The following is a 24463-nucleotide window of genomic DNA, read 5'->3' on the forward strand; positions in this document are numbered from 1 at the left end:
TAAAAATGATTCGCGCCCAATACGCGATAAGAATGTTACTTCAATTTCGGCATTTTTGAAATAAACAGTTTAGATTGCTTTGTGGTGGATATGAAACAGCCCCGGACAATGCCGGGGCTGTTCGAGGGTGCAGGCGCCTGTCAGTGCAGCTTGCCTGGCTTTGGCCCTTCGCCGACCGCGCCCAGCTTGTGACCGGCGGTGCCGACATGGTTGCCGACCAGCAGACCTTGGTCATTGGCGCTGACCTTGACGGTCTGACCATCAAGCACTTCGCCTGACAGCAGCATTTCCGACAGCGGGTCTTGCAAGGCGCGCTGGATCACGCGTTTCAGCGGGCGGGCGCCATAGACCGGATCATAGCCTTCGTCAGCCAGCCACTTGATCGCCTTTTCGTCCAGATCCAGCGTGATCTTGCGGTTGGCAAGGCGGGCTTCCAGCAGGAACAGCTGGATGCGCACGATGCCATCCATGTTTTCACGCGTCAGGCGGCGGAAGATGATGATTTCGTCGAGGCGGTTCAGAAATTCAGGGCGGAAATGGGCCCGCACCGCGTCCATCACATCCTTGCGTGCCTGGGAACTGTCGGCATCATCCGGCAGCGTCGACAGCGCATGACTGCCAAGGTTCGACGTCAGAACGATCAGCGTGTTCTTGAAATCGACCTTGCGGCCCTGACCATCGGTCAGCTGCCCGTCGTCCAGAACCTGCAGCAGCACGTTGAACACGTCCGGGTGGGCCTTTTCGACCTCATCGAACAGGATCACCGAATACGGCCGCCGCCGCACGGCCTCGGTCAGCGCGCCGCCTTCGTCATAGCCCACATAGCCTGGCGGAGCGCCGATCAGACGCGCGACCGAGTGTTTTTCCATGAATTCGGACATGTCGATTCGGATCATGGCGTTCTGATCGTCGAACATGTATTCGGCCATGGCCTTGGTCAGTTCGGTCTTGCCGACGCCGGTCGGTCCCAGGAACAGGAAACTGCCAAGCGGGCGGTTTTCATCGTTCAGACCTGCACGCGCACGACGGACCGAGCGTGAAATGGCGGTCACCGCCTCATTCTGGCCGATCACGCGCTTGCCAAGGATTTCTTCCATCTTCAGCAGCTTTTCACGTTCCCCTTCCAGCATCCGGCTGGTGGGAATGCCGGTCCAGCGCTCGACCACCTCGGCGATCTGTTCAGGGCCGACGGCCTCTTCAACCATGACGCCATCTTTGCCGTCGGTGTCGTCAGCTTCGGACAGTTTTTTCTCCAGACCGGGAATGACACCGTAGGACAGCTCACCCGCGCGGGCCAGATTGCCCTCGCGTTTGGCCTGATCCAGTTCGGCGCGGGCCTTGTCCAACTGCTCTTTCAGGTTGCGCGAACCTTCCAGCTTGTCGCGTTCAGCCTGCCAGCGGGCGGTCATTGCGCTGGCTTTGTCGGTCAGATCGGCAAGTTCCTTTTCCAGCCTTTCAAGCCGGTCCTTGCTGGCGGCATCATCTTCTTTCTTCAGTGCCTCGGCCTCGATCTGCATTTGCAGGATCTGGCGATCCAGCGCGTCCAGCTCTTCGGGCTTGCTGTCCACTTCCATGCGCAGGCGGCTGGCGGCCTCATCGACAAGGTCGATCGCTTTATCAGGCAGGAAGCGGTCGGTGATATAGCGGTTGGACAGTTCGGCAGCAGCGACCAATGCCGCATCGCTGATGCGCACACCATGGTGCAGTTCGTATTTTTCCTTGATGCCGCGCAGAATGCTGATGGTATCTTCAACCGTCGGCTGTTCGACCATGACCGGCTGGAAGCGACGGGCAAGTGCCGCGTCTTTCTCAATATACTTGCGATATTCGTCCAGCGTGGTCGCGCCAACGCAATGCAGTTCGCCCCGGGCAAGCGCGGGCTTGATCAGGTTCGCCGCATCCATGGCGCCATCGGTCTTTCCGGCCCCGACAAGCGTGTGCAACTCATCAATGAACAGGATGATTTCGCCGTTGGCGCCTTCGACCTCTTTCAGGATCGACTTCAGACGTTCTTCAAATTCGCCGCGATATTTCGCGCCTGCGATCAGCGCGCCCATGTCCAGCGCCATCAATTTCTTGTCGCGCAGGCTTTCGGGAACATCGCCATTGACGATGCGAAGGGCCAGACCTTCGGCGATGGCGGTCTTGCCCACGCCGGGTTCCCCGATCAGAACCGGGTTGTTCTTGGTGCGGCGCGACAAAACCTGCATCGCGCGGCGAATTTCTTCGTCACGGCCGATGATCGGATCGATCTTGCCTTCACGGGCGGCGGCAGTCAGATCGCGGGCATATTTTTCCAGCGCTTCATAGCTGTCTTCGGCACTGGCGGAATCGGCTGTGCGGCCTTTGCGGATGTCATTGATCGCAGTATTCAGATTCTGGGCGTTGATGCCCCCGGCGGCCAGGGAATCCTTGGCATTCGTATTGGCCACCGCCAACGCGGTCAGCATACGCTCGGCGGGAACAAAGCTGTCACCGGCTTTCTTGGCCATCTGCTCGGCTTCGTCCAGCACGCGAACCAGCGAGGGGTCAATATAGACCTGCCCGTTGCCACCGCTGACCTTGGGCAGCTTGGCGACGGCTTGATCCACGGATTCCTTGATGCGCCTTGCGTCACCGCCGGCGCGGGTGATCAGGTTGGCCGCAAGCCCCTGATCGTCGTCCATCAGGGCTTTCAATAAGTGCTCGGGGACAACGCGCTGATTTTCTTCACGAATTGCAATGGTTTGGGCCGCTTGGATGAAACCGCGCGACCGCTCGGTGAACTTTTCCATGTTCATCGGTAATCTCTCCTTTAACTAGCACCCACGGATAAAACGCCCATAAGGCACGTTCCGGTTGCAGGTCCGTTTTGTCCAGATGGTATTTTCTTTGCGACTTTCAAGCGCGATGTGCTTGTGCCATAACGCCGCGATCTTGCAGAAAATGGGGGTGAAGATGGACGACCGGCTGATTGTGGCGCTGGACGTGCCAAATGCACTGGCGGGCCTGAATCTGGTCGAAAAGCTGGGTGACAGTGTCGGCTTCTACAAGATCGGGCTTGGGATGCTGACGGGCGGCGGTCTGGCGCTGGCCAATGAGCTGAAACAGGAACATGGCAAGCGCATTTTTCTGGACATGAAGCTGTTCGACATTGGCGCCACGGTCGAGGCTGCGGTGCGTGGTCTGGCCCAGTTCGATCTGGATTTTCTTACGGTTCATGGCGATCCCCATGTCGTTCGGGCCGCCAAAGAGGGTGCTGCGGGCAGCGGCCTGAAAATTCTGGGTGTAACCATTCTGACATCATTGGATCGGGCCGATCTGGATCAGGCGATGATCAAACCCGGCGATCTGTCCGAGATTGTGACGACCCGTGCCGCCCGCGCATTCGATGCCGGGGCCGATGGCGTCATCGCCAGCCCCCGCGAAGCCGCGCTGATCCGCGCCTTGCCCGAGGCGACGGGGCGCTTGATCATCACCCCCGGCGTGCGCCCTGCGGGCAGCGAGGCGGGCGACCAAAAGCGGATAGAGACACCCGCGACCGCCATTGCCAATGGCGCGGATCATATTGTCGTGGGGCGCCCGATCTGGCAGGCAGCCGATCCGCGTCAGGCGGCAGAAGGTATTCTGGCCCAACTGCCGGCCCACTGATCTTGGCAGCTAGCAATAAATAAAGGGAGGTCGCCCGGATAATTTGTCTGCACCATTGACCCGCCCTTTAGCCCGCTTCATTGTAGAGAACGAAAAATTGGGGGCGGATCATGCCGGATGATCAGGGCATTACACAAAAGTCGCATAACGATCTGGTGTTGTCCTTCCTTGCCGTTCGCCGCGCCATCGGGGTGCTTGGCTTTTTCCTGCCGTTTGCGCTGATCGTGTATGGCATCGCTGCGGCAGAGATTCCGGCCAGTCTTTCAGCTGCCTATTACACCCCGATGAGAGAGGTGTTTGTTGGCGCGATGATTGCGCAGGCCGTCTTTCTATACAGCTATGAAGGTTTTCGCCCCGAAGCGGGAGATATGATTTCCGACCGCGCGACCGCGCAAATTGCCGCGCTTTGCGCGGCGCTTGTGGCCCTGGCCCCGACGGCACCGGAAAATGCCCTGTCGGCCGATCCTGCGCTTTTGCTGCAGCAATGCACGTTGTTGCAATGTGTCCTGGGCGCGGAAGCTGCGTCATTGCTGCATATTCTGGCGGCATTCGGCTTTTTCGCCGCGCTGGCCGTCTATTGTCTGATCCTTTTCGTAAAAGGAGAGGTGGATGGTGAGGAAAAGCGGGCCTCCAACAGGATATATCGGATTTGTGGCTGGCTGATCGTCGTCAGCATCGGTTTGGCGGGGCTGATCATCGTCACTGGCGGCGATGAATATCTGGCGGCGCTGAACCCGGTTTTCTGGCTGGAAACCATCGCCTGTTTCGCCTTTGCGACCAGTTGGGCGGTAAAAGGCGATGCGATGCGCCCCCTGGTGCGTGGCGTCGCTGCGTTTCGCTAAAGAACGTGCCGAATCCATCGCTGAAAATGCGGGATGGCTTGCGGATGTCTCAGGTAGTCGGTGATTGGCATCATGCACCAGCGCTGCCCTTCATTGCCGAATTGAATCGTTGTGATTTCAGCCCTCGTCAGCTGTCCGATAAACAGCCACGACACCGCGCCCGGTTGGTGGGCCGAAGGAAATTCACGCCCGGTCAACCGATCAGCCGACAGGTTCAGGGAAAATTCCTCGTCCAACTCGCGCAAAGCGCATTCGATCGGGGTTTCATGACCCTCTCGACCGCCGCCGGGCAAGTCCCAGTGGGACGGATAGGGCAGGTGGGCGAAGTCGTCGCGCAGATAGGTCAACATCATCCCCCGCTGCGTCAGAAGCAGTTTGGCGCCGTTGAAGGGGCTATGGTCCATGTGCCGTGCGGGCCTATCGTGCGGGCCTATTCTGCGGCGATTCCGGTATCAGCGGTGATGCTGTCAAAGGTTGCCAAACTGCGGATCGCCCGTGAAATCTTGGCCACGAACAGGTCAAATTCGGGCAGTGGGGTGATCGTCTTTTCATCCATGTAAAGCGAACGATTGATTTCCATCTGCACGACATGGACGTTGCGACCCGGGCGACCATAAGCAGAACAGATATATGCCCCCGAGAAGGGGGAATTGACGCGGACCTTCCAGCCTTCTTCCTTTGCAGCCATAATCACCGCCTCGGTCACGCGGGCCGAGGCTGAAAGACCGTGCCGATTGCCCAGGACGATATCCGGCCGTGGTTCGCCAAGGTGGTTCAGCGCGTCCGCCGGCATCGAGTGCATGTCGATCAGGATGGCCTGACCGAATCGGGCACGGGCTTCGGCGATAAGTCCGGCCAGGGCCTGATGATATGGCCGCCAATAAGTATTGATTCGGCGCTCGGCCTCTTGCCGGTCAATCGGGCGGTCGTGAATCGTCCGGCCCTGAGCGACGACGCGGGGAATCACGCCAAGCCCGGCCAAAGTGCGCTGGTTCAGCGGATGTCGCGGCACGCCCCGCACCACCAGAGGGTCGATTTCATCTGCCCCCCGGTTCAGATCGACGATGCAGCGCGGCACCTGTGCGCGGATCGTTGCGGCGCCAAATTCATCTGCTTTTTCAATGAATTGGTCAACGAATGCGTCTTCTGATGAACGCACCGCTTCTTTCGATAATCTGGTCCCGGACATGAACCAGTCCGGATAGATGTTACCCGAGTGAGGGGATCCAAAAATGACACCACTCACCCAATGTTTGGGTTTGCTTATCAGGACGGGCATATCTGATTGGTCAGTCACGGGCAGACTCGGAACAGCTGTTTCAGGTAGTATATATAAACCACATCTTTCTTGCTCCAATAGCTCTTGAAACCTTCAAATCACAGCTATATAGACACGCGGACCACGGCGGTTCAGCTTTGTTTCTAACAGGAAAACGGCAGAATCACCAAGGAACGGGCGGTTAGCTCAGCGGTAGAGCACTACGTTGACATCGTAGTGGCCACTGGTTCGATCCCAGTACCGCCCACCATTATTTCGCCGCCCCCGGCCATGTCGGGGGCATTTCGTTTTCCAAGCGGCAGCGACGCGCCGCGACGATGGAGAAGACCGATGAAGGTTCGCAACTCGCTCCGCTCGCTCAAGAGCCGGCACCGCGACTGCCAAGTCGTGCGCCGCAAGGGCCGCATTTATGTGATCAACAAGACCAACCGCCGCTTCAAGGCCCGTCAGGGCTGATCTGCGGGATCACTGTGAAAACGAAACAACCCGCCAATCCGGCGGGTTTTTTCATGGCCTCAGCATGATTGTCAGAACGCACCAGCAGCACGGCACCCGGTCCACCGCGATCTATTCGGATTGCGAAACCTATCGCTATGCGCTGACGCGGGAATGGGGTGCGGGGGGCAAGATCATGTTCGTGATGCTGAACCCCTCGACCGCAGATGAATTGCGTAACGATCCAACGATCGAGCGTTGTGAAAGGCGCGCCCGACAGCTGGATTGTGGCGCGTTCCGGGTGATGAATCTGTTTGCGTTTCGTGCGACGGATCCACGGGACCTGAAGCGGGCGGAGTTGCCGGTTGGGTCCAGCAATGACGACATGCTGCGCCAGGCGGCCGTTTGGGCGGACCTGATCCTGTGTGGCTGGGGGGTGCACGGCGCACATCGCGGGCGTGACGCCGAGGTGAAGGATCTGTTCCGGTCGGCAAATTGCGAACTGTGGCACCTGGGTCTGACCAAGGCGGGTTTGCCCCGCCACCCGCTTTATATTTCATATGCGGTTCAGCCCGAATTGTGGCGTTAACTCTTTGGTAAGATAATATTTCGTTAACGCTGCCGGGTGGCGGTATGGATGAATCCGGTTACATCCTTTGATTCACGCGAAAGGCGCGGGAAATGTTGACGATTGCGGCGTTGATGGCGCTGTTTACAATCGGCCTTGCGGTCGATTTTTCCAGCGGCGGCGATCATGCCGAGCCAGGGGATGAGCCAACGGCTCCGCCCATTCCGGACGATGATCCGCCATCGACGATGCCAGGCGCGGTCAGCGAAGTGACGGGTGGCGCCAATCCTCAGCCGGAAACGGATGGTGGCGCCAGAGTGACGGGCGATGAGTCCGCTGATTTTCTGATGGGTGGCGATGGTGACGACACTTTGATCGGTTGGGGCGATGCCGATGATCTGCGCGGCGGGCAGGGTGCCGATAACATTTACGGAGGTGATGGTGACGACTGGGTTCAGGGCGAAGGCGATTATGGCGCCGGCGGCGATGATGAAATCCATGGCGGGGACGGGAATGATTCGCTTGCGGGGCAGGGGGGACACGACCTGATCTGGGGCGACGACGGCAATGACACGCTGCTGGGCGGTGAGGGTGACGACACCCAATTCGGCGGCAGGGGAACGGACTGGCTATCCGGCAACGACGGCGATGATGTGCTGGTCTCTGGCGGCGGTGCAGATGATCTGGACGGCGGCGATGGCGACGATCAACTGGTTGGGCACGGCGATGCGCAGACCGTATTTCTGCGGGGCGGTGATGGGAACGATACCCTGATGCCCGGCGCCGGTGATTTTGCCGAAGGATTACAAGGGAATGACCGCTTTGTTCTGGGCCATACAGGGGGCGAAATCCCGATCATTGCTGATTTCGATGCCCGCGAAGATCAGATCGTTCTGCATCTCCCTGAGAAAATTGTAGATGACGTGCAACTGGATCTGCGGCAGGACGCGGATGGCACGTCGGTTCTGACAGTCAATGGTGAGCCGATCGGGCGGCTTTTGCAGGCGGGCGATCTGAAAACCACGGATATCATTATCGAACGATTGCCGGGCTGACAGGCCAGAAATTCCTTTCATTCCGATTTCGCATCGCCTATACGCGCTCATCCGCTACGGCGGGTACTCCACGGGCCTGCGCTGGACGACATCCCGGCCTGTGCCATAACCCCTAATCCGAAAGGAGATCCCGATGTCGATCACCGTCGAAGAAAAGAACCGCGTCATCAAAGAATTCGGCACGAAAGAAGGCGATACTGGTTCGCCGGAAGTGCAAGTCGCGATCCTGACCTCGCGTATCACCACCCTGACCGAGCATTTCAAGACGCACAAGAAAGACAACCACAGCCGCCGTGGGCTGCTGATGATGGTTGCTCAGCGTCGTAAGCTGCTGGACTATCTGAAGGGCAAAGACGAAGGCCGCTATCAGGACCTGATCAAGCGTCTGGGCATCCGTCGCTAATCGGCACTGTCTGGTGGACATTCAAACGCCCGCAGCGAAGACTGCGGGCGTTTTGCGTTGGGCATGCCGAAAGACATGCGCTGATTTGAAGGTATTTTTCTGACTGTGTCGCAAACTTGCCCAAAGCGGGCAGAAGCCACGGGCAATAATGGTTTCTTGCACAGACTACCGCGTTATGCCGGACAAGATCACTCAATCCGGCCCCGGAAAGCTGTTCGTTTGCCGTAATGCAGGCAATATCGTGCCGCGATTTTCGACCATGAATAGAGGTGTCCTCGGCAATCGAATATGCAGTCATGGCGCTGAATGTCAGCGATATCATCCTCTGCGGACATTCCGACTGCGGCGCGAAGAAAGGGCTGTGCTGCCCGCATTCGGTAGGGCCTATGCCGAACGTCGCCAGTTGGTTGCGCCACAGTTACGCCACCTATTCGGCTGACCGGATGCATGACGGCCCGCGCACCCGGCTGAACAAGGAATTGATCGCGCAGGGTGTGGGCAATGGCTTGGCCGGCCTGTTGGGCGGCCCGCCGCGGACAGGCGTGATCGTGCGTTCCTCGGCCAATGTGCAGGCAGGTGCGAAAACACGGGTTTCGGCCATCTTGCGCGGGGTCTGGATTCTGGCGCTGGTCGCCCTGATCCCAAGCGTCTTGGGGCTTGTTCCGCTGACTGCACCGGCTGCCGTGCTTTTGGTAACGGGATTGACGCTGATCGGCTTGCAGCAAATTCGCGATCTGCTGAAACGCTATGGTGCGCTTCCGCTGGCAATCCGGGGGCGACCATGACGACGGTCGTCCTGCACGATCTGCTGATCGGCGTTGCAGTGGGTATCGCCATTTCACTGGTCGAGGTGGTGCCCTATATCCGCCGTCGGTTTTCTGTCACCTGCCGGCAGCATCATCACGGGGTCGAGCTGTCTTTGACCGGTGCCGTGACCTGCAAAGACGTCCCGAAATTTCTTGAGGCTTTGGAAGGTTTGCCCGAAGAACAGGCGCTTCATCTGAACACCCGGCGTTTGCGCTATGAGGATCATACCAGCGCGGAAACCTTCACCGACCGGATTCGTCGTCAGACCAAAGCCGGTCAACGGATCGAGATGACGCCACCACGCAATGCGCAGCCTTTGCTGGGCCGAATTGTGAAGCAATTTGCGACGGCAACGGGTTAAGCCATGCGGCTAACCTACCCTGTTAACCTACCCTGCCAGCGCGCCGACAGTGCTGGCGGGGGCATCGCATGAGGTCGCGCAGGTTTCCGTCGGTCTAGGACCAGTCATTCATGCCTTTGCCCGCAAGGATTTTGGGCGCGGCCTTTTCGATGCGTGCGTCGCGTGTTTTCGATTGTTTGGCCGTGGAAAAATGCAGCACCCAGCCACGTTGACGGCCGGGTGTCAGCGCTTCGAAAGCGGCTTTGAATCTATCATCGCCATCCAGTCGACGGATCAGTTCTTCGGGATATTCCAGATCATCCTTGGGAAAGCTGATCTTTGCGCCGGATTCTTCGACCTGGATCGCTTCGGCGATATAGGCCCGGATCGTTTCTTCGGCTGCCTTGATCTGCGCCACATCGGTGAAGTTCACGATCTTGGACGACCGGGAATTTTCACCCGGTAGCTCCAGGATGTTCTGTGGATCTGTCAGAAGGATGCCTTTGAAAAAGCCCAGCGTCGCGCGATCCTTGAAGCCCCAGACAATCGCGACATTGCCGCCATCATAGGTATAGACAGGGGAATGCCACTTGAATTCCTCGGTCAGTGGGGTGTCCAGAAGGATTGCGCGCAAGGCGTGCAATTCGTCGCGCCAATCAGTCAGCTTTTCAAAGAATGCACTGGCCTTGGAGTTGGTGTCAGGCATCTGATCCTCTGGTTTCAGGGGTGGTTATTCCCGTGGATGTGAATAGCTGACAACCCTGCCGGTTGCGTCAACATTGCAAAGATGCCGCCGGTCGCCGTCGATCGCCTCGACATTGGCGATGCCGTCAGCTTCGGACAGCCAGCGTGCGGTGATGTCGACGATGGATTTGTTAAGATGGGTCGCAACCGTCGCAGTGCACGCCGCCTGTTGCTGGCTGCGAATGTCGACGTCGGAACTGGCTGGTGCCGCCGCTTGGGTGCAGGCCGTCAGCAAGACAAGTGGCAGCAAACGCAAGCCGGGGGGCAGCAGGAAAAGGACAGGGCGCATCGCAAGCTCCGAAGGACCGATCAGGTTGAGGTTAGCATTGTTCTTCGTTTCGGAAAACCGGCCGCTTATGCGACGGCTTTCTCCGCGCCCGCCTGACCGTAAACCTGCGTCAGCCGTTCCTTTTCGTCATCGGTGCAGATCGCGCTCAGCGCCCCGGCGGCGATGAATTGAACATAGCCGACAGTGTCTGCCAGAATAGGGATTCCAGACCGATGGTCTTGGGGCTTCGGTAACTGGCGACCACCCAAGAACGGGTGCTTCAGCCGATATTTCATTGCGTCATAGGTCGCTAATTCGATGCGTCCGGCCGTATCTATGACCTGCCCCAGCTTGGTCAGCCGCTCGATCAGGCGTAACAACGCCAGCGCGATCGATGAAATAACGACAAGCGTGACGACAAACACCACCGCGCGGCCTTGCGGGCCATAGGCGCTGATCTTCAAAGCCACCAACCCGACGATGGCAAAGATCGTAACCGTCAACATACTGGTGGCCGGGATGCTCGACAGGCTGTCAATCGCATCCACAGTAATATCCAGCGGCAAAGGCCAAGGCAGATGGCGCGACGACAACGATGCGATGAGAGCCGCCAGCAGCCCCACCACCGCATAGGCCGAGACATGCGCCATCCGTGTTTGACTGGCGCGGCCAAGCGACCAGCTGAGTTTTCCCATGCTGCCCCCGGAAAGCGTTTTGTCCGTAAAGGATAAACGCAAACGCGCTTGACGGGCATGTGGTTGCGTCAATCGCAATGACCGTTTGCTGCACCATGCAAGTCCACTTCCCATACCCGTGAAATTCATGTAAAGGCCGCCTATCTATGACGTGACGCCCACGCCCCGGGGCACATGCATAAGGATAGGGGCGGCGGCAATGGGGCCGCCATTTGGCAAGAGGCGACCGGAGGGCCGGATCGCACTCAGAGGAAATCAGATGAAATTTGATGCAGTCAAGAAATCCATTCAGTGGGGTCAGGACACTCTGACACTGGAAACGGGCAAGGTTGCCCGTCAGGCTGACGGCTCGGTCATCGCCACTTTGGGCGAAACCAGCGTCATGGCCAACGTGACCTTCGCGAAAGAACCGAAACCGGGTCAGGACTTTTTCCCGCTGACGGTTCACTATCAGGAAAAATACTACGCTGCCGGTAAAATCCCCGGCGGTTTCTTCAAACGTGAAGCACGCCCGTCCGAGAAAGAGACGCTGACCGCGCGTCTGATCGACCGTCCGTGCCGTCCGTTGTTTGCACCGGGCTTCAAGAATGAAGTGCTGGTGATGTGCACCGTGCTGTCGCATGATCTGGTCAACGATCCCGATATCGTCGCCATGATCGCCGCCTCGGCTGCGCTGACCATTTCAGGCGTTCCGTTCATGGGCCCGATCGGTGCGGCACGCGTTGGTTTCGTCGATGGCGAATATGTCCTGAACCCGGAAGTTTCGGATATGGACCAGCTGCGCAACAACCCCGAACAGCGTCTGGATCTGGTCGTTGCTGGCACCAAAGACGCCGTGATGATGGTCGAATCGGAAGCCTACGAGCTGACCGAAGAGGAAATGCTGGGCGCCGTGAAATTCGGTCACGAGCAGATGCAGCCGGTTATCGACCTGATCATCGATCTGGCCGAAGACGCCGCAAAAGAGCCGTTCGACTTTCAGTCGCCTGATTACAGCGCACTGTATCAGCGTGTGAAAACCCTGGGCGAAGACGGTATGCGCAACGCCTATGCCATCATCGACAAAAGCGAACGTCGCGATGCGATTCAGGTCGTTCGCGAAACGATCGTGGCCGAACTGTCCGAAGACGAACTGGCGGATCCGAACCTTGGTTCGGCGCTGAAAAAGCTGGAATCGGGCGTTCTGCGCGGTGATGTGGTCAAGAACGGCAAACGCATCGACGGCCGCGACACCAAGACGGTTCGCGCCATCGACAGCGAAGTGGGCGTTCTGCCCCGCACCCATGGCTCGGCCCTGTTCACCCGTGGTGAAACGCAGGCGCTGGTCGTGACCACGCTGGGCACCGGCGACGACGAACAGATCATCGACGCGTTGCATGGCAATTCGCGCAGCAACTTCCTGCTGCATTACAACTTCCCGCCCTATTCGGTCGGCGAAGTTGGCCGCGTGGGATCGCCGGGCCGTCGCGAGATTGGTCACGGCAAACTGGCATGGCGTGCGTTGCAAGCCGTTCTGCCGGCTGCGACCGACTTCCCCTATACCATCCGCGTCGTGTCCGAGATCACCGAATCGAACGGTTCGTCCTCGATGGCGTCGGTTTGCGGTGGTTCGCTGTCGATGATGGATGCTGGTGTTCCGTTGAAGGCACCGGTTGCAGGCGTTGCCATGGGCCTGGTTCTGGAAGACGATGGCAGCTATGCCGTTCTGACGGACATTCTGGGTGACGAAGACCACCTGGGCGACATGGACTTCAAGGTTGCTGGCACCGCCGATGGGATCACCAGCCTGCAGATGGACATCAAGGTTGCCGGCATCACGCCGGAAATCATGGAACAGGCTTTGGCGCAGGCCAAGGACGGTCGTCTGCATATCCTGGGCGAAATGTCGAAAGCGATCACCGAAGCGGGTTCCTTCTCGGCCCACGCTCCGCGGATCGAAACGATGAACATTCCCACCGACAAGATCCGCGAAGTGATCGGCTCGGGCGGTAAGGTCATTCGTGAGATCGTCGAAGTTTCGGGTGCCAAGGTTGATATCAACGATGACGGCGTCATCAAGATCGCCTCGGCCAATGCCGATTCGATCCAGAAGGCCTATGACATGATCTATTCGATCGTGGCAGAGCCGGAAGAAGGCAAGATTTACACCGGTAAGGTCGTCAAACTGGTCGACTTTGGCGCGTTTGTGAACTTCTTCGGCAAGCGCGATGGTCTGGTTCACGTCAGCCAGATCGCCAACAAGCGCCTGACCCATCCTTCGGAAGTCCTGAAAGAGGGCCAAGAGGTCAAGGTCAAGCTGCTGGGCTTTGACGATCGCGGCAAGGTTCGCCTTGGCATGAAGATGGTCGATCAGGCAACCGGCGAAGAAATCGTCGAATCCAAAGAAGAAACCGAAGCGTAAGCCGGTTCTTCCCGATTCACGAAAGGCCCCGGATTTTCCGGGGCCTTTTTCGTTACCCTGCCCTATGGTCACGCTTTTGATATCGAAAGTGACAATGCTAGGCTTCGGCCGTTCAGGGAGGAACCAAGATGCATTCAAGAGTGATCAATACCGCCTCTGCCATGGCGGTGACTGTCTTTATGGTTGGGCAGGCAAGTGCCGCGACCTTGGCCGACAGCTACACAAGCTTCTGGGCTTTGGGCGACAGCCTGTCCGACAATGGCAACCTGTCCTATCTGGCCTATGGCGTGGGCACCGACTGGAATTATTCGGATCAAGCCGGCACCAATGCCTATTACGAGGGGCGCTTCACCAACGGTCGCTCATGGGCAGAATATGTCGCCGAGGATTTCAAGGCCGCCGGGCAGGCCAACGGCAATCTGGCCTATGGCGGGGCCGAGGCGCTTGAGGATGATACCTGGTGGGATCTGACGCCGGGGCTGGATTATCAGCGCAAAACCCTGATTGCCGATCACGCATCGGATTTTGGGGATAATCCGCTGGTGTCGATCATGATCGGCGCGAATGACCTGATGGGCGCGATGGGCGATGCAAATATTCTGGATATCGCCATCGACGCTGCAAACAAGATCGCCAGCACGGCGCGGACATTGGCACAAAACGGTGTTGGTGATTTTCTGATTGCGAACATGCCGAACCTGTCGACCATCCCGCGCTATGCGATGTTCCAGACGTCATTGCAGAGCACAGCCCTTGCCGCGTCCGAAGCGTTCAACAGACAACTGGCAAATAACATCACCGATTTGCGTCGCGACGGCGTTCAGGTGGCTACGCTGGATCTGTGGAGCATTCTTGGCGATCTTCAGGCCTCACCCGAAGCTTACGGCCTGACCGATGGTGTGCGCCCCTGCCTGTATCCAAACGCAGATGCTGCAGCGGCCTATGGTGAGGCCGAAGTTTGCGCCGAATCGGATGCACTAAGCCGGTTGTTCTTCGACAGCGTGCATCCAAGTGCGCGGGTCCACGAAGCCTTTGGCGAGGCGGTTCGCGAAGCATTGGCGCCCGCACCGGTTCCGCTGCCGGGCACTCTGCCGCTGATGCTGGGCGGCGCACTCGTCTTTGGGCTGGTCCGTCGTAAGCGCAAGGCTGCCTGAGGTCATACCGAAAACCGGTCCAGTGATGGTCGCGTCAATCTGAAATTTAACGCCCTCTTTTAGAGTTCATACGGGCTTCAAATGCGGATACAGCGCAACAAAACGCGACAGCCTTCTGCGGTAGAGGAAGGTCGCACGGCCCTTGCTGGACCACACATCCCAACGAGGATCGCGCCAAGGCTTTTGCGGACCGTGATAATGCAGGATACGGGGCCGTCCAGTCAGTGCCCCGTATTCCGCCACGCCAAGCTTGCGGAAATATGAATGGTGTCGCTGCGCCCGTCCCCAAGACAGGTTCCAGGCGATGTCCAATTGTGTGACGTTTCCGTCGAACAGGGTGTTAAGGTGATCCTGATCTCCGTGTGAGCAGGCAGATGCACTAAGAACGTCCTCGATCCGATGTTGCATTTCAGGATCTGCACGAATTTGATCACAATTCAGAAGCAAAATTCCTGCATTGAAATATTCGGTCGACTCGGCCGGGGCCATGAAAGCTGCAACTTCAGCCAAGCGGGCGTCACGCTCATTTTTCGCGACTTCTGAATCGGCAAGCCAGTGCAGCAGTGTGAAGTCACGCACCACTCCTGCATAGGTTGTGCCCAGATCCAGATCGAAAAGCGGGCTGACGTCGCCTGTCACCAAGGTGTCGCCATCGATGTAAAGAGCATATCCATCAATATAGCGCGGGATAAACAGGCGCCCCATTGTCGCGGCCGTGATGTAATCCTTTGGCCCTTCGGCTTGGCACAGATGATCCTGCCCGATTTCCTTTTCGATCAGCGTCACACGTGGATTTCCAGCGGCGACATGCCGAACGTTCTTCCAGTCGGCATCAGAAAGATTATCACCCCAGAAATGCAGCTCGGCATCGCCTGAAAGCGTCTCGAGCAGGCTCCACACCGAAACGAGGGTCGGGTTCAGAAAGCCTGAATCTGTGACATAGACGATTTTGACTGGGCGTCGGGTTGTCATTCAAACACCGCTTGGCTGTTATTGTAATCTCTGGTTCGTTTAGGTCATACAGCCTAATGTTAAGGTCGTCGACATAGTCCCACCTGGAGAGACGATGGAACCTGTCAGTATCCTGACGATGAAATGGGGCACTCTTTACAGTGCCGATGACGTGAACCGGCTGGCGGCACAGGTGCGGCGCCACTTGCAGCGTCCGCATCGCTTTATCTGCTTTACCGATGACAGTTCCGGGCTGGACCCGCAGGTCGAGGCTTTGCCGCTGCCTGAATTGGGGCTGCCGGAGGGGCACAATGACACGCGCTGGCGTAAGTTGGGCGTATTTCGGCGTGATCTGGCTGGCTTGTCGGGGACGGCGCTGTTTCTGGATATCGACCTTGTCGTGGTGGATGATCTGACGCCGTTTTTCGATCTGCCGGGCGATTTCTATATCATTCGCGACGACGATCTGTTCCGGCCCAAACCCTTGCGCAAGATCAACCCGGAACGGGACAAGTTCCTGCATGGTGTCGGCAACTCCAGCGTATTCCGGTTCGCGATCGGGCAGCATCCCTATATTCTGGACGCCTATCTGGCCGATCCGGCTGCCGCGACCCGGAACTATGAAATCAGCCAGCAGTTTCAATCCACGCAACTGGCAAAGCACGGCAACCTGCATTACTGGCCGCGCGGCTGGTGCGTCAGTTTCAAGAATGACTGCGTGCCGCGCAACTTTGCCAGCTATTTCCGTGATCCCAGCCTGCCCGAAGGGGCCAGGATCGTGCTGTTCGCAGGCGCTCCGAAGATGGAAGATGTCTTTGCCGGGCGTGGGCACAAGTGGTATCGCCGCATCGGCAATATCGACTGGCTGCGACGGGCGTGGGAAAATCCGTGATCTCTGATCTTTTTCGCCAGTTCAAGCATGGCCGCCGTATCGCCAGGGCCAAGGCTGACCTGAACACTCGCCCGCTGAACAAGGGCCGCGACCACGGCTTGCCTGCACCGCTCGTGGTATCACTGACCAGCTATGCGGCGCGTTTCGATACGCTGGCTTTGACATTGCGCGGTCTTCTGGGTCAGACCGTTCGGCCCGATCATGTGATCCTGTGGCTGGATGAGGGTGACGTGTCCAAGGTGCCCCCTGAGGTTCAGGCGCTGACCGCCAGTGGGTTGCAGATCGAAGTTTGCCCCGGGTGGCGTTCTTACAAGAAGATCGTGCCGACCCTACTGAAATATCCAGACAGCTATATCGTGACAGCGGATGACGACGTTTATTACGATGCGGATTGGTTGGACGGATTGGTTGCCGCTGCACAGGGCGGTGCAGCGATTGCCTGCCATCGTGCGCATCTTGTGACGCTGGATGCGACAGGAAAGCCGCGACCCTATGTCGATTGGGACCACAACATTGAACAGGCCCAAAAATCACCACTGGTATTTCTGACGGGCGTCTCCGGAGTGATTTATGCGCCCGGATCGCTGCATCCTGATGTGACAAATGCAGACAGGTTTACGCAACTGGCGCCTCGGTCCGATGATGTCTGGCTATACTGGATGCACCGCCTGAATGGTGTCGAGGCACAGAAAATCGGGGCCAAGGCGCGCATCCTTGAATGGGATGGCAGTCAGGCGCAAAGCTTGCGGTCCGAAAATTTGCACGGCACCGGCAATGATCAGGCAATCGATGCCTTGCTGAAGCATTATGGATGGCCTGTATCACGTTGAAGCACAAAGCCCCGATATCAGGCGGGGCTTTGCGATCTGATCAGGCTGGGTCTTTGGCAAAGCGCAGATAGGGCAGTTTGATATCCAGTGCGCCGTATTTTTCCTCGGCCGCCTGATCGTCCAGGGCCAGCGCGACGATCACATCCTGACCCGGAATCCAGTTTGCCGGGGTCGCCAGGGGCACGCCATCGGTTTTGCGAACTGCGTCCAGCGCACGCAGGATTTCGGCAAAGTTGCGACCGACCGACATCGGATAGGTCATGGTCAGTCGAACCTTCTTGTCCGGCCCGATGATAAAGACGGTGCGAACAGTTGCCGAATGCTGCGGGGTGCGGCCTTCGGTGGGCAGATAATAATCTGCGGGCAGCATGTCATAGGCCTTCGCAACCGTCAGATCGCGGTCATCAATCATCGGGAAATTTGCAGGCGAGCCGGCAATTTTTTCGATGTCGGTTTTCCATTTGCCATGATCCTCAACCGAATCAACGGAAATGCCCATGACCTTGGTGCTGCGCTTCTCAAACTCGGGGATCAGCTGTGCAACCGCGCCGAATTCCGTTGTGCAGACCGGCGTGAAATCGCGCGGATGGCTGAACAGAATGGCATAGCTGCCGTCCAGCCAGTCGTGAAAATGAACCTCACCCTCGGTCGAATTGGCGGTGAAATCGGGTGCCACATCGTTGATGCGCAATGACATGGTGCATCCTTTCGGTTGGTTGGTTGCGTCCCAGTCAACATAAGACCAGCATGGTAAATTTCCAGCCTTTTTTAACGAGTGGTTTGGTCGAGATTTTAAGCGCATTTTCGGCTTGCGGACCGGATCACATCACATCACCCTGTCGCCGACATGAATACGGAGGAAGCGATGAGCACACTGCAAGACAAGCGCAAGTTTTACATCAATGGTCAGTGGGTCGATCCGGTTAAGGCCAATGACCTTGAGGTCATCGACCCTTCGAACGAAGAACCGGTCGCTGTGATTTCACTGGGTGGTCAGGCGGATACCGATGCAGCCGTTGCCGCCGCCAAGGCCGCTTTCCCGGCATGGTCCGCGACCCCGCCCGCTGAAAGGCTGGCCTATATCGAAAAAATTCTGGAAGTCTATGAGAAGCGGGCCAAAGACATGGCCGCCGCCATTACCGACGAAATGGGCGCGCCGCAGGATATGTCGCTGGACGATCAGACCGGCGCTGGCAGCTATCACATCAAGAACTTCATTACGGCTTTCAAGGACTTCCAATTCGTGAAGCCCTTGGGCGATCATGCGCCCAGCTCGATGATCGCGTGGGAACCTGTTGGCGTTGTCGGTCTGATCACGCCTTGGAACTGGCCGATGAATCAGGTGACGCTAAAGGTGATTCCGGCATTGCTGGCGGGCGATACCTGCGTTCTGAAGCCGTCCGAAATCGCGCCACTGTCGTCGATGGTCTTTGCCGAAATCGTGGATGAGGCTGGGCTGCCGCCGGGCGTTTTCAACCTTGTGAACGGTGATGGCACAGGGGTAGGCAACCAACTTACGACACATCCCGACGTGGCAATGATCAGCTTTACCGGGTCAACCCGCGCAGGTATCGCAATCAGCAAGGCCGCTGCCGACACGTTGAAAAAGGTCGTGCTGGAACTGGGTGGCAAGGGTGCCAATCTGGTCTTTGCCGATGCTGACGATCAGGCGGTTATCCGCGGTGCCACGCATTGCTTCTATAATAGTGGGCAGTCGTGCAATGCGCCGACGCGCATGCTGGTCGAACGGTCGGTCTATGACCGTGCCGTGGAAGCGGCGGCCAAGGTGGCGAATGACACGGCCGTCGCAACCGCCCATCAGCCGGGCCCGCATATCGGCCCGGTTGTCAGCAAGCAGCAATGGGACAAGATTCAGGGTCTGATCCAGCAGGGTATTGATGAAGGCGCGCGGCTGGTTGCCGGTGGAACCGGCCTGCCCGAGGGCGTCAATCGCGGCTATTATGTCCGTCCGACCGTGTTCGCCGATGTCAGCAACGATATGACAGTTGCCCAACAGGAAATCTTTGGTCCTGTCTTGTCGATCATTCCCTTCGATACCGAAGAAGAGGCGATTCGGATCGCGAATGACACGCCCTATGGTTTGACGAACTATGTTCAGACCCAGGACGGTCAGCGCCGGAACCGCCTTGCACGTCAATTGCAGGCGGGCATGGTTGAGATGAACGGTGTGTCGCGTGGCGCAGGCTCTGCCTTTGGTGGGGTGAAGATGTCTGGCCGGGCACGCGAGGGTGGTCTGAGCGGTCTGGAAGAATTCATGGATTCCAAGGCGATAAGTGGCTGGGACCGCGACGCCTGAACCAATACGCCTGATCTAACGCGGACGGTGACGAAAAACATCCTCGTCACCGTCTTTTATACGCCCCCTTGGGGTCGTGTTAATAACTGAATACACAGTATTTTATCCGTTAACTTGTTTTATGCCTGCTTCGCCGCGACATTCCGTGGGTCTTTGACTTGCGAGGTGGCCAATGGCTGACGTGAACGGGCCGATTGGGCCGGTGGTTATCATCAAGCGTATATCTGCGGCAGCGGAAACGCGCCATCATGGCGGCGCGTGGAAGGTTGCTTATGCCGATTTCGTGACGGCCATGATGGCGTTCTTCCTGCTGATGTGGCTGGTGAATGCCACCACGGAAAAACAGCGTTCCGGGCTGGCCGATTACTTCAACCCGACCATTGCCAGAATGCCGGGCGCCGCCGGTGATGGCCGTCAGGAAGGTGTGCGGCACGCCGTTTCTCAGGCGATGCCAGACAGTGAAAAAGCCGCTGACTTTGAAGAGGTCGCGCAACAGATCCAGAACCAGCTTACCGGCACTGGGGCGGAATCGATGCAGCTGACAAATCTGTTGAAGCATGTGGTGACGCGAATGACGGATGAGGGGTTGGTCATCGAACTGACCGACCTGACAGACGAATCGCTTTTCATTGATGATACGGCACAGCCTCGGGTGATTTTGGCCGAGCTGACACGTATTTTGTCACGCGTTCTGGGAAATATGCGGAATGACATTGCGCTGTCCGGCCATGTCCGCGCCTATCCCGAGATGCTTAAAACCTCTCCCGTCTGGGCGCTGTCGGATGCGCGCGCGCATGCCGTCCGCAACCTGTTAGAGCAGGCCGGGCTTGACGCCAAGCGGATCCAGCGCGTGTCGGGATATGCTGATCGCAAGCAAAGATCTGGCAATCCAATGGATGCGGCGAACAATCGAATCGAAGTGATTTTACTCAGATAGCGATGATTGGTTTTCCAGCATTAGGCGAATCTTAATTCGTCTGCTGGATGGTGCTGAGTAACGACAGGCAAGAAAGGGCTTTCCATGTCTATGTCCTCTGCGATGAACGCCGGCGTCTCTGGGCTTGCAGCAAATGCGACCCGGCTGGCAACGATTTCGGATAATATCGCCAATTCTGGCACCTATGGCTACAAGCGGATGGAAGCCGAATTTGATTCCTTCGTGCTGAACCAGCACCGCACGGCTGGCATCTATTCGGCGGGCGGCGTCCGGGCATCGACGCATCGGGTCATTGACGAAGATGGCGCCTTGGTTACCACGACCCATCCACTGGATATCGCTGTTTCCGGTGGTGGTATGTTGCCTGTCACATCGGCCGTGGATCTGGATAACGGGTTTCAGGACCTGCCCTTTATGATGACGCGAACCGCATCGTTCCGGCCCGACAACAATGGCGTTCTGCGAACCGATTCGGGGCTGGTTCTGATGGGTTGGCCTGCCGGATCTGATGGCACGGTTCCGCTAAACGCTCGTGATTCCGTCGGGGCGTTGGAGCCCGTTCGATTGGCGGTTAACCAGACGGCGGGCGATCCGACGACATATGTCAATTTGGGGGTGAATCTGCCCGCGACAGAGACCGAACCCACTGCAAGCGGCGATCCTCGGTCGCTCAAGATTGAATATTTCGGCAATCTTGGAACGTCGGAGTCGCTGAACATCACCTTCACGCCGAACACCAGCGATGCCACGGGTATGTCCAGCACCTGGACGATGGAAATTCGTGACTCTGCTGCTGATCCTGCATCAAATCTGATCGGCTCCTACGAGGTTGTCTTTGATGAGAGTGCTGCGAATGGTGGTAGCATTGCCAGCGTCACGACGCTTGGCGGCGGTGCATATGATCCGGTAACCGGCGTGCTTCCCCTGACCCTTGCTGACGGTGAGATTGACCTTTTCATCGGTACGCCGCTGGGCGCAACAGGACTGCGGCAGTTGTCGGCAAGTTTCTCACCAACGAATATCTCTAAAAATGGCTCCCCTGTCGGTCAATTGGCGGGCGTCGCCATTGACGAGGACGGGTTTCTGAAAGCGACCTATGACACAGGCTTTGTCAAAACCCTTTACCAGATCCCTCTGGTGGACGTGCCCAATGAAAACGGCCTGATCTCAACGGATGCCCAGGCATTCAAGATCTCCACGACCTCGGGTAACTTCTTCCTTTGGGATGCGGGGGACGGGCCGACGGGTTCGGTTCAGGGCTATGCGCGTGAGGCATCCACCACGGATGTTGCGCAGGAACTGACACACCTGATTCAGACACAGCGTGCCTATTCCTCCAACGCCAAAATTATCCAGACCGTCGATGAGATGCTGCAAGAAACGACAAATATCAAACGCTGATGACGATGCCTTCATGCGGGCCAGGAGGATGAAATGAGTATCGCACAAGCCTTGTCCAACGCGGTTTCCGGTTTGACGGCGACGGCGCGCGGCACGGAAACCGTCGCGTCCAACCTGGCGAATGCGATGACGCCCGGCTATGCGCGGCGCGAAATGGCGGTGTCCGCTCAGACGCTTGGCGGCAATGGCGGCGGTGTCCGCATCGACGGAATCGCCAGAATCATAAATGCCAGCCTGCTGGCAGAATTCCGAACGGCTGAGGCTGCGCGGGCGAATGCGTCGACACTTTCTGTCTATGCCAGCCGCATGGAGGAGGTCGTCGGCATCGCTGGCAATGCGGGCAGTCTGGGCGCGGCGCTGACGACTTTTGAAGCCGCGCTGCAATCGGCCGCAAGCCGCCCAGACGATGAGGTGCGTTTGGCGCAGGTGGTCGATGCCGCGAAATCGCTTGCGAAACACCTGAATGCCGCATCATCAGAGGTGCAGAAAAGTCGAACCGCAGCCGATCAGGCGATCGCAAAAGATGTCTCTGCATTGAACTCTGGACTCGAGCGTGTCGCATACCTCAATCGCAGGATTGCGATCCTTGAGGCAGATGGTACCGATCCGTCGTCTCTGGTGGACGAACGGCAAAAGGCAGTCGACGCGATTGCAAAGATCGTACCCGTGCAAGAGGTGGCGCGGGAAAGCGGGAAGATCGCCTTGTTCACGAAAGAGGGGGCCGTTCTGCTGGACGGAAGTATACCCGCAGAAATATCCTTCGTCACCTCTGGCGATCTGACACCAGAGAGAGACGTTGCCTCGGGGGCGCTGGCCAGGCTCAATTTCGATGGTGCAGAGCTGACAGATGGCCAGATGAAGCTGTTTTCCGGTGGCTCGCTTGAGGGACATTTTACGATCCGGGATCAATCGGCCTCTAAACTTCAGCAAGATCTGGACGCATTGGCCTTCGATCTACATCAGCGATTGGCGGATGGAGCGGTTGATTCAAGTCTGGCGCCGACGTCTGCAGGGCTGTTTACGGATGGTGGTGGCAGGGCGAACGCTGCAGATGTCCTTGGACTGGCTGGTCGGATAGCCGTGAATTCGGCTGTGCAGCCCGACGAAGGCGGCCAAGTTTGGAGGTTGCGGGCGGGGATGCAGGCAAGTGCCGCCGGCGCGGTCGGCGACAGCACTCTTTTGCTGGCGATGTCTGCAGCTCTTTCAAAATCCAGCTCGGCCTTCTTAGGAAGTGATTTTGAAGGTTCAGCCACTTTGTCCGGTCGCTTCGCGCTGGTTGAATCCCGCGTGTCAACCAATCGAGTCGGTGCAGATGCAGAAACCGCCATCCGCAGCAGTCAGGCCGATACCATCTCATCGCGCGTCATGGCTGATGGTGTCGATAGCGACGCCGAAATGCAGAAACTTCTGCAATACGAGCAGGCTTACGCGGCCAATGCCCGGGTCATCCAGGCAATCGACGACATGATGGATCAGTTGCTGAGGATATAAAATGACCGTGCATTCAATCGGTGATCAGGCGCGCGCCTTTGCGCTTCAGGCGGCATCAAATCGTATTAAAACCACTCTGTCGGTTCTGACGTCTGAGCTTGCCAGCGGAGAGACCGCCGATCTTGGTGCGCGCCTGCAAGGAAACACGCAGGGTATCGCCGCGATAAGCTCGCGTTTGACGATGTTGGCGCAATTCAGGCAGAACGCGACGGAAGCCGCGGCCCAAGCGAAAGGTGTGACCGATGCTCTGGACTCGATCCGAAGCTTGACGGGTAAAGTCAGCCTTAATCTTTTCGTTGAGCCTGCGGAAGAATCTGAAACGCTGATAGCAGTCCGTTCCACGGAAGCAGCAGGTGCACTCGAAACGGTGATCAATCGGTTGAATGGTGCTGTCGGTCAGCGCTATTTGTTCGCAGGAACCGAAAGCGATGCCCCACCATTGGCGTCGTCGGCCGAAATTTTGTCCCATTTGCAGACCGTTACCCTTGGCATGGCAACAGCGACCGACATTATGACGGCCGTTTCGGCTTGGTTCGATGCGGCGCCGGGCCAGGGCGGATTTCTTGATGTGGCCTATGGTGGCTCGATTGCTCAAGGCCAAACTCTTGCCATTGGCGAGGACACAAAGATTGTCCTTGCGACCACAGCGGCGACGCCCGCCATTCGTGAGCAGTTGAAAGGACTGGCCATGGCAGCGTTGGTAAGCCGGGGCGCATTGACCGGCCAATTGCATGAGCAGCGCGATCTATTGCAGCAAGGTGGAAAGCTGATGTTGGATGGCAGTGCTTCCCTGGCAAGCGAAATGGCGCAGGTCGGCTATACACAACAACTGATCGAATATGCCCAGACCGAAGGAAGCGCGGCAACCGCAACCTTGGAGATCGTGCGAAACGAGATTCGCCAAGCAGATCCCTATGCGACATCGACAGCAATCACCGAGGCTGAAACACATCTTGATGCGCTTTACGCTGTCACAGCCCGGCTGTCGAAACTTCGTTTGGTGGACTATCTGAGATGAGATGG

Annotated in this window: 25 protein-coding genes, 1 tRNA gene and 1 pseudogene; 19 read left to right on the top strand and 8 right to left on the bottom strand. The window is 57.8% G+C overall.

What is annotated here, in order from left to right; genetic code table 11:
- Positions 1-140: 140 nt before the first annotated feature.
- A complete protein-coding gene (gene clpB / locus H4P12_RS06565) occupies positions 141-2780 on the bottom strand; it encodes an ATP-dependent chaperone ClpB (protein WP_187792871.1) in 2640 nt (879 codons plus the stop codon).
- Between the two features lie 157 nt (positions 2781-2937).
- Between clpB and pyrF the strand changes: the two genes are divergently transcribed.
- Both pyrF and H4P12_RS06575 read left to right on the top strand, forming a co-directional pair.
- On the top strand, positions 2938-3630 hold the full coding sequence (gene pyrF, locus H4P12_RS06570; RefSeq protein WP_187792872.1) for an orotidine-5'-phosphate decarboxylase: 693 nt from the start codon (positions 2938-2940) through the stop codon (positions 3628-3630).
- Positions 3631-3740: 110 nt separating this feature from the next.
- A complete protein-coding gene (locus H4P12_RS06575) occupies positions 3741-4472 on the top strand; it encodes a hypothetical protein (RefSeq protein WP_187792873.1) in 732 nt (243 codons plus the stop codon).
- On the opposite strand, the gene H4P12_RS06580 is transcribed toward H4P12_RS06575, so the two are convergent.
- Positions 4469-4876: an NUDIX hydrolase gene (locus H4P12_RS06580; RefSeq protein ID WP_187792874.1), complete on the bottom strand. Its 408-nt coding sequence runs from the start codon at positions 4874-4876 to the stop codon at positions 4469-4471. The genes H4P12_RS06575 and H4P12_RS06580 overlap by 4 nt on opposite strands.
- A gap of 26 nt (positions 4877-4902) precedes the next feature.
- Positions 4903-5751 carry an N-formylglutamate amidohydrolase gene (locus tag H4P12_RS06585; protein ID WP_187792875.1) on the bottom strand — a complete coding sequence of 283 codons (849 nt, stop codon included), beginning with the start codon at positions 5749-5751 and terminating at the stop codon, positions 4903-4905.
- Between the two features lie 175 nt (positions 5752-5926).
- Between H4P12_RS06585 and H4P12_RS06590 the strand changes: the two genes are divergently transcribed.
- From H4P12_RS06590 to H4P12_RS06620, 8 genes and pseudogenes are all read left to right on the top strand, one after another.
- Positions 5927-6001: transfer RNA gene (locus H4P12_RS06590), tRNA-Val, on the top strand.
- 80 nt (positions 6002-6081) lie between these two features.
- The gene (ykgO, locus tag H4P12_RS06595) at positions 6082-6207 is read left to right on the top strand and encodes a type B 50S ribosomal protein L36 (protein ID WP_042245282.1); all 126 of its coding nucleotides are present in this window, start codon (positions 6082-6084) and stop codon (positions 6205-6207) included.
- Positions 6208-6271: 64 nt separating this feature from the next.
- Positions 6272-6775 (top strand): DUF1643 domain-containing protein, encoded by a 504-nt coding sequence (locus H4P12_RS06600; RefSeq protein ID WP_187792876.1) that lies wholly within the window; start codon positions 6272-6274, stop codon positions 6773-6775.
- A gap of 92 nt (positions 6776-6867) precedes the next feature.
- Positions 6868-7809, top strand: coding sequence for a calcium-binding protein (locus H4P12_RS06605; RefSeq protein ID WP_246449012.1), 942 nt, complete (start codon positions 6868-6870; stop codon positions 7807-7809).
- 133 nt (positions 7810-7942) lie between these two features.
- Positions 7943-8212, top strand: coding sequence for a 30S ribosomal protein S15 (gene rpsO, locus H4P12_RS06610; protein WP_187792877.1), 270 nt, complete (start codon positions 7943-7945; stop codon positions 8210-8212).
- Between the two features lie 148 nt (positions 8213-8360).
- A pseudogene (locus H4P12_RS19255) lies at positions 8361-8459 on the top strand (carbonic anhydrase); the annotation flags it as partial.
- Positions 8460-8481: 22 nt separating this feature from the next.
- Entirely contained in the window at positions 8482-8997 is a 516-nt protein-coding gene (locus H4P12_RS18575) for a SulP family inorganic anion transporter (RefSeq protein WP_343069777.1), read from the top strand.
- On the top strand, positions 8994-9380 hold the full coding sequence (locus H4P12_RS06620) for a hypothetical protein (RefSeq protein ID WP_187792878.1): 387 nt from the start codon (positions 8994-8996) through the stop codon (positions 9378-9380). Before H4P12_RS18575 ends, H4P12_RS06620 begins: the two co-directional genes overlap by 4 nt.
- A gap of 94 nt (positions 9381-9474) precedes the next feature.
- Here H4P12_RS06620 and H4P12_RS06625 read toward each other — a convergent pair whose 3' ends face one another.
- The 3 genes from H4P12_RS06625 to H4P12_RS06635 all read right to left on the bottom strand — a co-directional run bounded on the left by H4P12_RS06625 (position 9475) and on the right by H4P12_RS06635 (position 11066).
- Entirely contained in the window at positions 9475-10065 is a 591-nt protein-coding gene (locus H4P12_RS06625) for a YdeI/OmpD-associated family protein (RefSeq protein ID WP_187792879.1), read from the bottom strand.
- Between the two features lie 24 nt (positions 10066-10089).
- Positions 10090-10392, bottom strand: a complete 303-nt coding sequence (locus H4P12_RS06630) for a hypothetical protein (protein WP_187792880.1) — start codon at positions 10390-10392, stop codon at positions 10090-10092.
- Positions 10393-10457: 65 nt separating this feature from the next.
- On the bottom strand, positions 10458-11066 hold the full coding sequence (locus tag H4P12_RS06635) for a DUF2254 family protein (RefSeq protein WP_187792881.1): 609 nt from the start codon (positions 11064-11066) through the stop codon (positions 10458-10460).
- Positions 11067-11325: 259 nt separating this feature from the next.
- Between H4P12_RS06635 and pnp the strand changes: the two genes are divergently transcribed.
- Complete coding sequence (pnp, locus tag H4P12_RS06640; RefSeq protein WP_187792882.1) at positions 11326-13467, top strand: polyribonucleotide nucleotidyltransferase; 2142 nt, start codon at positions 11326-11328, stop codon at positions 13465-13467.
- 128 nt (positions 13468-13595) lie between these two features.
- Complete coding sequence (locus tag H4P12_RS06645; RefSeq protein ID WP_187792883.1) at positions 13596-14621, top strand: SGNH/GDSL hydrolase family protein; 1026 nt, start codon at positions 13596-13598, stop codon at positions 14619-14621.
- Between the two features lie 66 nt (positions 14622-14687).
- Here H4P12_RS06645 and H4P12_RS06650 read toward each other — a convergent pair whose 3' ends face one another.
- On the bottom strand, positions 14688-15593 hold the full coding sequence (locus H4P12_RS06650) for a glycosyltransferase family 8 protein (RefSeq protein WP_187792884.1): 906 nt from the start codon (positions 15591-15593) through the stop codon (positions 14688-14690).
- Between the two features lie 94 nt (positions 15594-15687).
- Between H4P12_RS06650 and H4P12_RS06655 the strand changes: the two genes are divergently transcribed.
- Together H4P12_RS06655 and H4P12_RS06660 are read left to right on the top strand one after the other, a co-directional pair.
- Positions 15688-16464 carry a hypothetical protein gene (locus H4P12_RS06655; RefSeq protein WP_187792885.1) on the top strand — a complete coding sequence of 259 codons (777 nt, stop codon included), beginning with the start codon at positions 15688-15690 and terminating at the stop codon, positions 16462-16464.
- Complete coding sequence (locus H4P12_RS06660; protein WP_187792886.1) at positions 16461-17294, top strand: glycosyltransferase family 2 protein; 834 nt, start codon at positions 16461-16463, stop codon at positions 17292-17294. The genes H4P12_RS06655 and H4P12_RS06660 overlap by 4 nt, the downstream gene beginning before the upstream one ends.
- A gap of 40 nt (positions 17295-17334) precedes the next feature.
- Here the strand turns inward: H4P12_RS06660 and H4P12_RS06665 are convergent, their stop codons facing one another.
- Positions 17335-17991 carry a peroxiredoxin gene (locus H4P12_RS06665; protein WP_187792887.1) on the bottom strand — a complete coding sequence of 219 codons (657 nt, stop codon included), beginning with the start codon at positions 17989-17991 and terminating at the stop codon, positions 17335-17337.
- A gap of 177 nt (positions 17992-18168) precedes the next feature.
- Here H4P12_RS06665 and H4P12_RS06670 point away from each other — a divergent pair, with 177 nt between their 5' ends.
- The 5 genes from H4P12_RS06670 to H4P12_RS19160 all read left to right on the top strand — a co-directional run bounded on the left by H4P12_RS06670 (position 18169) and on the right by H4P12_RS19160 (position 24458).
- Positions 18169-19611, top strand: a complete 1443-nt coding sequence (locus H4P12_RS06670) for an aldehyde dehydrogenase family protein (protein ID WP_187793334.1) — start codon at positions 18169-18171, stop codon at positions 19609-19611.
- A gap of 172 nt (positions 19612-19783) precedes the next feature.
- Positions 19784-20548 carry a flagellar motor protein MotB gene (locus H4P12_RS06675; RefSeq protein WP_187792888.1) on the top strand — a complete coding sequence of 255 codons (765 nt, stop codon included), beginning with the start codon at positions 19784-19786 and terminating at the stop codon, positions 20546-20548.
- Between the two features lie 84 nt (positions 20549-20632).
- Positions 20633-21949: a flagellar hook protein FlgE gene (locus tag H4P12_RS06680; RefSeq protein WP_187792889.1), complete on the top strand. Its 1317-nt coding sequence runs from the start codon at positions 20633-20635 to the stop codon at positions 21947-21949.
- 33 nt (positions 21950-21982) lie between these two features.
- A complete protein-coding gene (flgK, locus tag H4P12_RS06685) occupies positions 21983-23440 on the top strand; it encodes a flagellar hook-associated protein FlgK (RefSeq protein WP_187792890.1) in 1458 nt (485 codons plus the stop codon).
- A gap of 235 nt (positions 23441-23675) precedes the next feature.
- Complete coding sequence (locus H4P12_RS19160) at positions 23676-24458, top strand: flagellin (RefSeq protein ID WP_187792891.1); 783 nt, start codon at positions 23676-23678, stop codon at positions 24456-24458.
- Positions 24459-24463: the final 5 nt, after the last annotated feature.

This window comes from Paracoccus amoyensis, from assembly GCF_014490725.1.
GTDB lineage: Bacteria > Pseudomonadota > Alphaproteobacteria > Rhodobacterales > Rhodobacteraceae > Paracoccus > Paracoccus amoyensis.

Coding starts and splice junctions, on each gene's coding strand:
- clpB (WP_187792871.1), bottom strand. CDS start 2,780: ATGAACATGGAAAAGTTCACCGAGCGGTCGCGCGGTTTCATCCAAGCG.
- pyrF (WP_187792872.1), top strand. CDS start 2,938: ATGGACGACCGGCTGATTGTGGCGCTGGACGTGCCAAATGCACTGGCG.
- H4P12_RS06575 (WP_187792873.1), top strand. CDS start 3,741: ATGCCGGATGATCAGGGCATTACACAAAAGTCGCATAACGATCTGGTG.
- H4P12_RS06580 (WP_187792874.1), bottom strand. CDS start 4,876: ATGGACCATAGCCCCTTCAACGGCGCCAAACTGCTTCTGACGCAGCGG.
- H4P12_RS06585 (WP_187792875.1), bottom strand. CDS start 5,751: ATGCCCGTCCTGATAAGCAAACCCAAACATTGGGTGAGTGGTGTCATT.
- ykgO (WP_042245282.1), top strand. CDS start 6,082: ATGAAGGTTCGCAACTCGCTCCGCTCGCTCAAGAGCCGGCACCGCGAC.
- H4P12_RS06600 (WP_187792876.1), top strand. CDS start 6,272: ATGATTGTCAGAACGCACCAGCAGCACGGCACCCGGTCCACCGCGATC.
- H4P12_RS06605 (WP_246449012.1), top strand. CDS start 6,868: ATGTTGACGATTGCGGCGTTGATGGCGCTGTTTACAATCGGCCTTGCG.
- rpsO (WP_187792877.1), top strand. CDS start 7,943: ATGTCGATCACCGTCGAAGAAAAGAACCGCGTCATCAAAGAATTCGGC.
- H4P12_RS06620 (WP_187792878.1), top strand. CDS start 8,994: ATGACGACGGTCGTCCTGCACGATCTGCTGATCGGCGTTGCAGTGGGT.
- H4P12_RS06625 (WP_187792879.1), bottom strand. CDS start 10,065: ATGCCTGACACCAACTCCAAGGCCAGTGCATTCTTTGAAAAGCTGACT.
- H4P12_RS06630 (WP_187792880.1), bottom strand. CDS start 10,392: ATGCGCCCTGTCCTTTTCCTGCTGCCCCCCGGCTTGCGTTTGCTGCCA.
- H4P12_RS06635 (WP_187792881.1), bottom strand. CDS start 11,066: ATGGGAAAACTCAGCTGGTCGCTTGGCCGCGCCAGTCAAACACGGATG.
- pnp (WP_187792882.1), top strand. CDS start 11,326: ATGAAATTTGATGCAGTCAAGAAATCCATTCAGTGGGGTCAGGACACT.
- H4P12_RS06645 (WP_187792883.1), top strand. CDS start 13,596: ATGCATTCAAGAGTGATCAATACCGCCTCTGCCATGGCGGTGACTGTC.
- H4P12_RS06650 (WP_187792884.1), bottom strand. CDS start 15,593: ATGACAACCCGACGCCCAGTCAAAATCGTCTATGTCACAGATTCAGGC.
- H4P12_RS06655 (WP_187792885.1), top strand. CDS start 15,688: ATGGAACCTGTCAGTATCCTGACGATGAAATGGGGCACTCTTTACAGT.
- H4P12_RS06665 (WP_187792887.1), bottom strand. CDS start 17,991: ATGTCATTGCGCATCAACGATGTGGCACCCGATTTCACCGCCAATTCG.
- H4P12_RS06675 (WP_187792888.1), top strand. CDS start 19,784: ATGGCTGACGTGAACGGGCCGATTGGGCCGGTGGTTATCATCAAGCGT.
- H4P12_RS06680 (WP_187792889.1), top strand. CDS start 20,633: ATGTCTATGTCCTCTGCGATGAACGCCGGCGTCTCTGGGCTTGCAGCA.
- flgK (WP_187792890.1), top strand. CDS start 21,983: ATGAGTATCGCACAAGCCTTGTCCAACGCGGTTTCCGGTTTGACGGCG.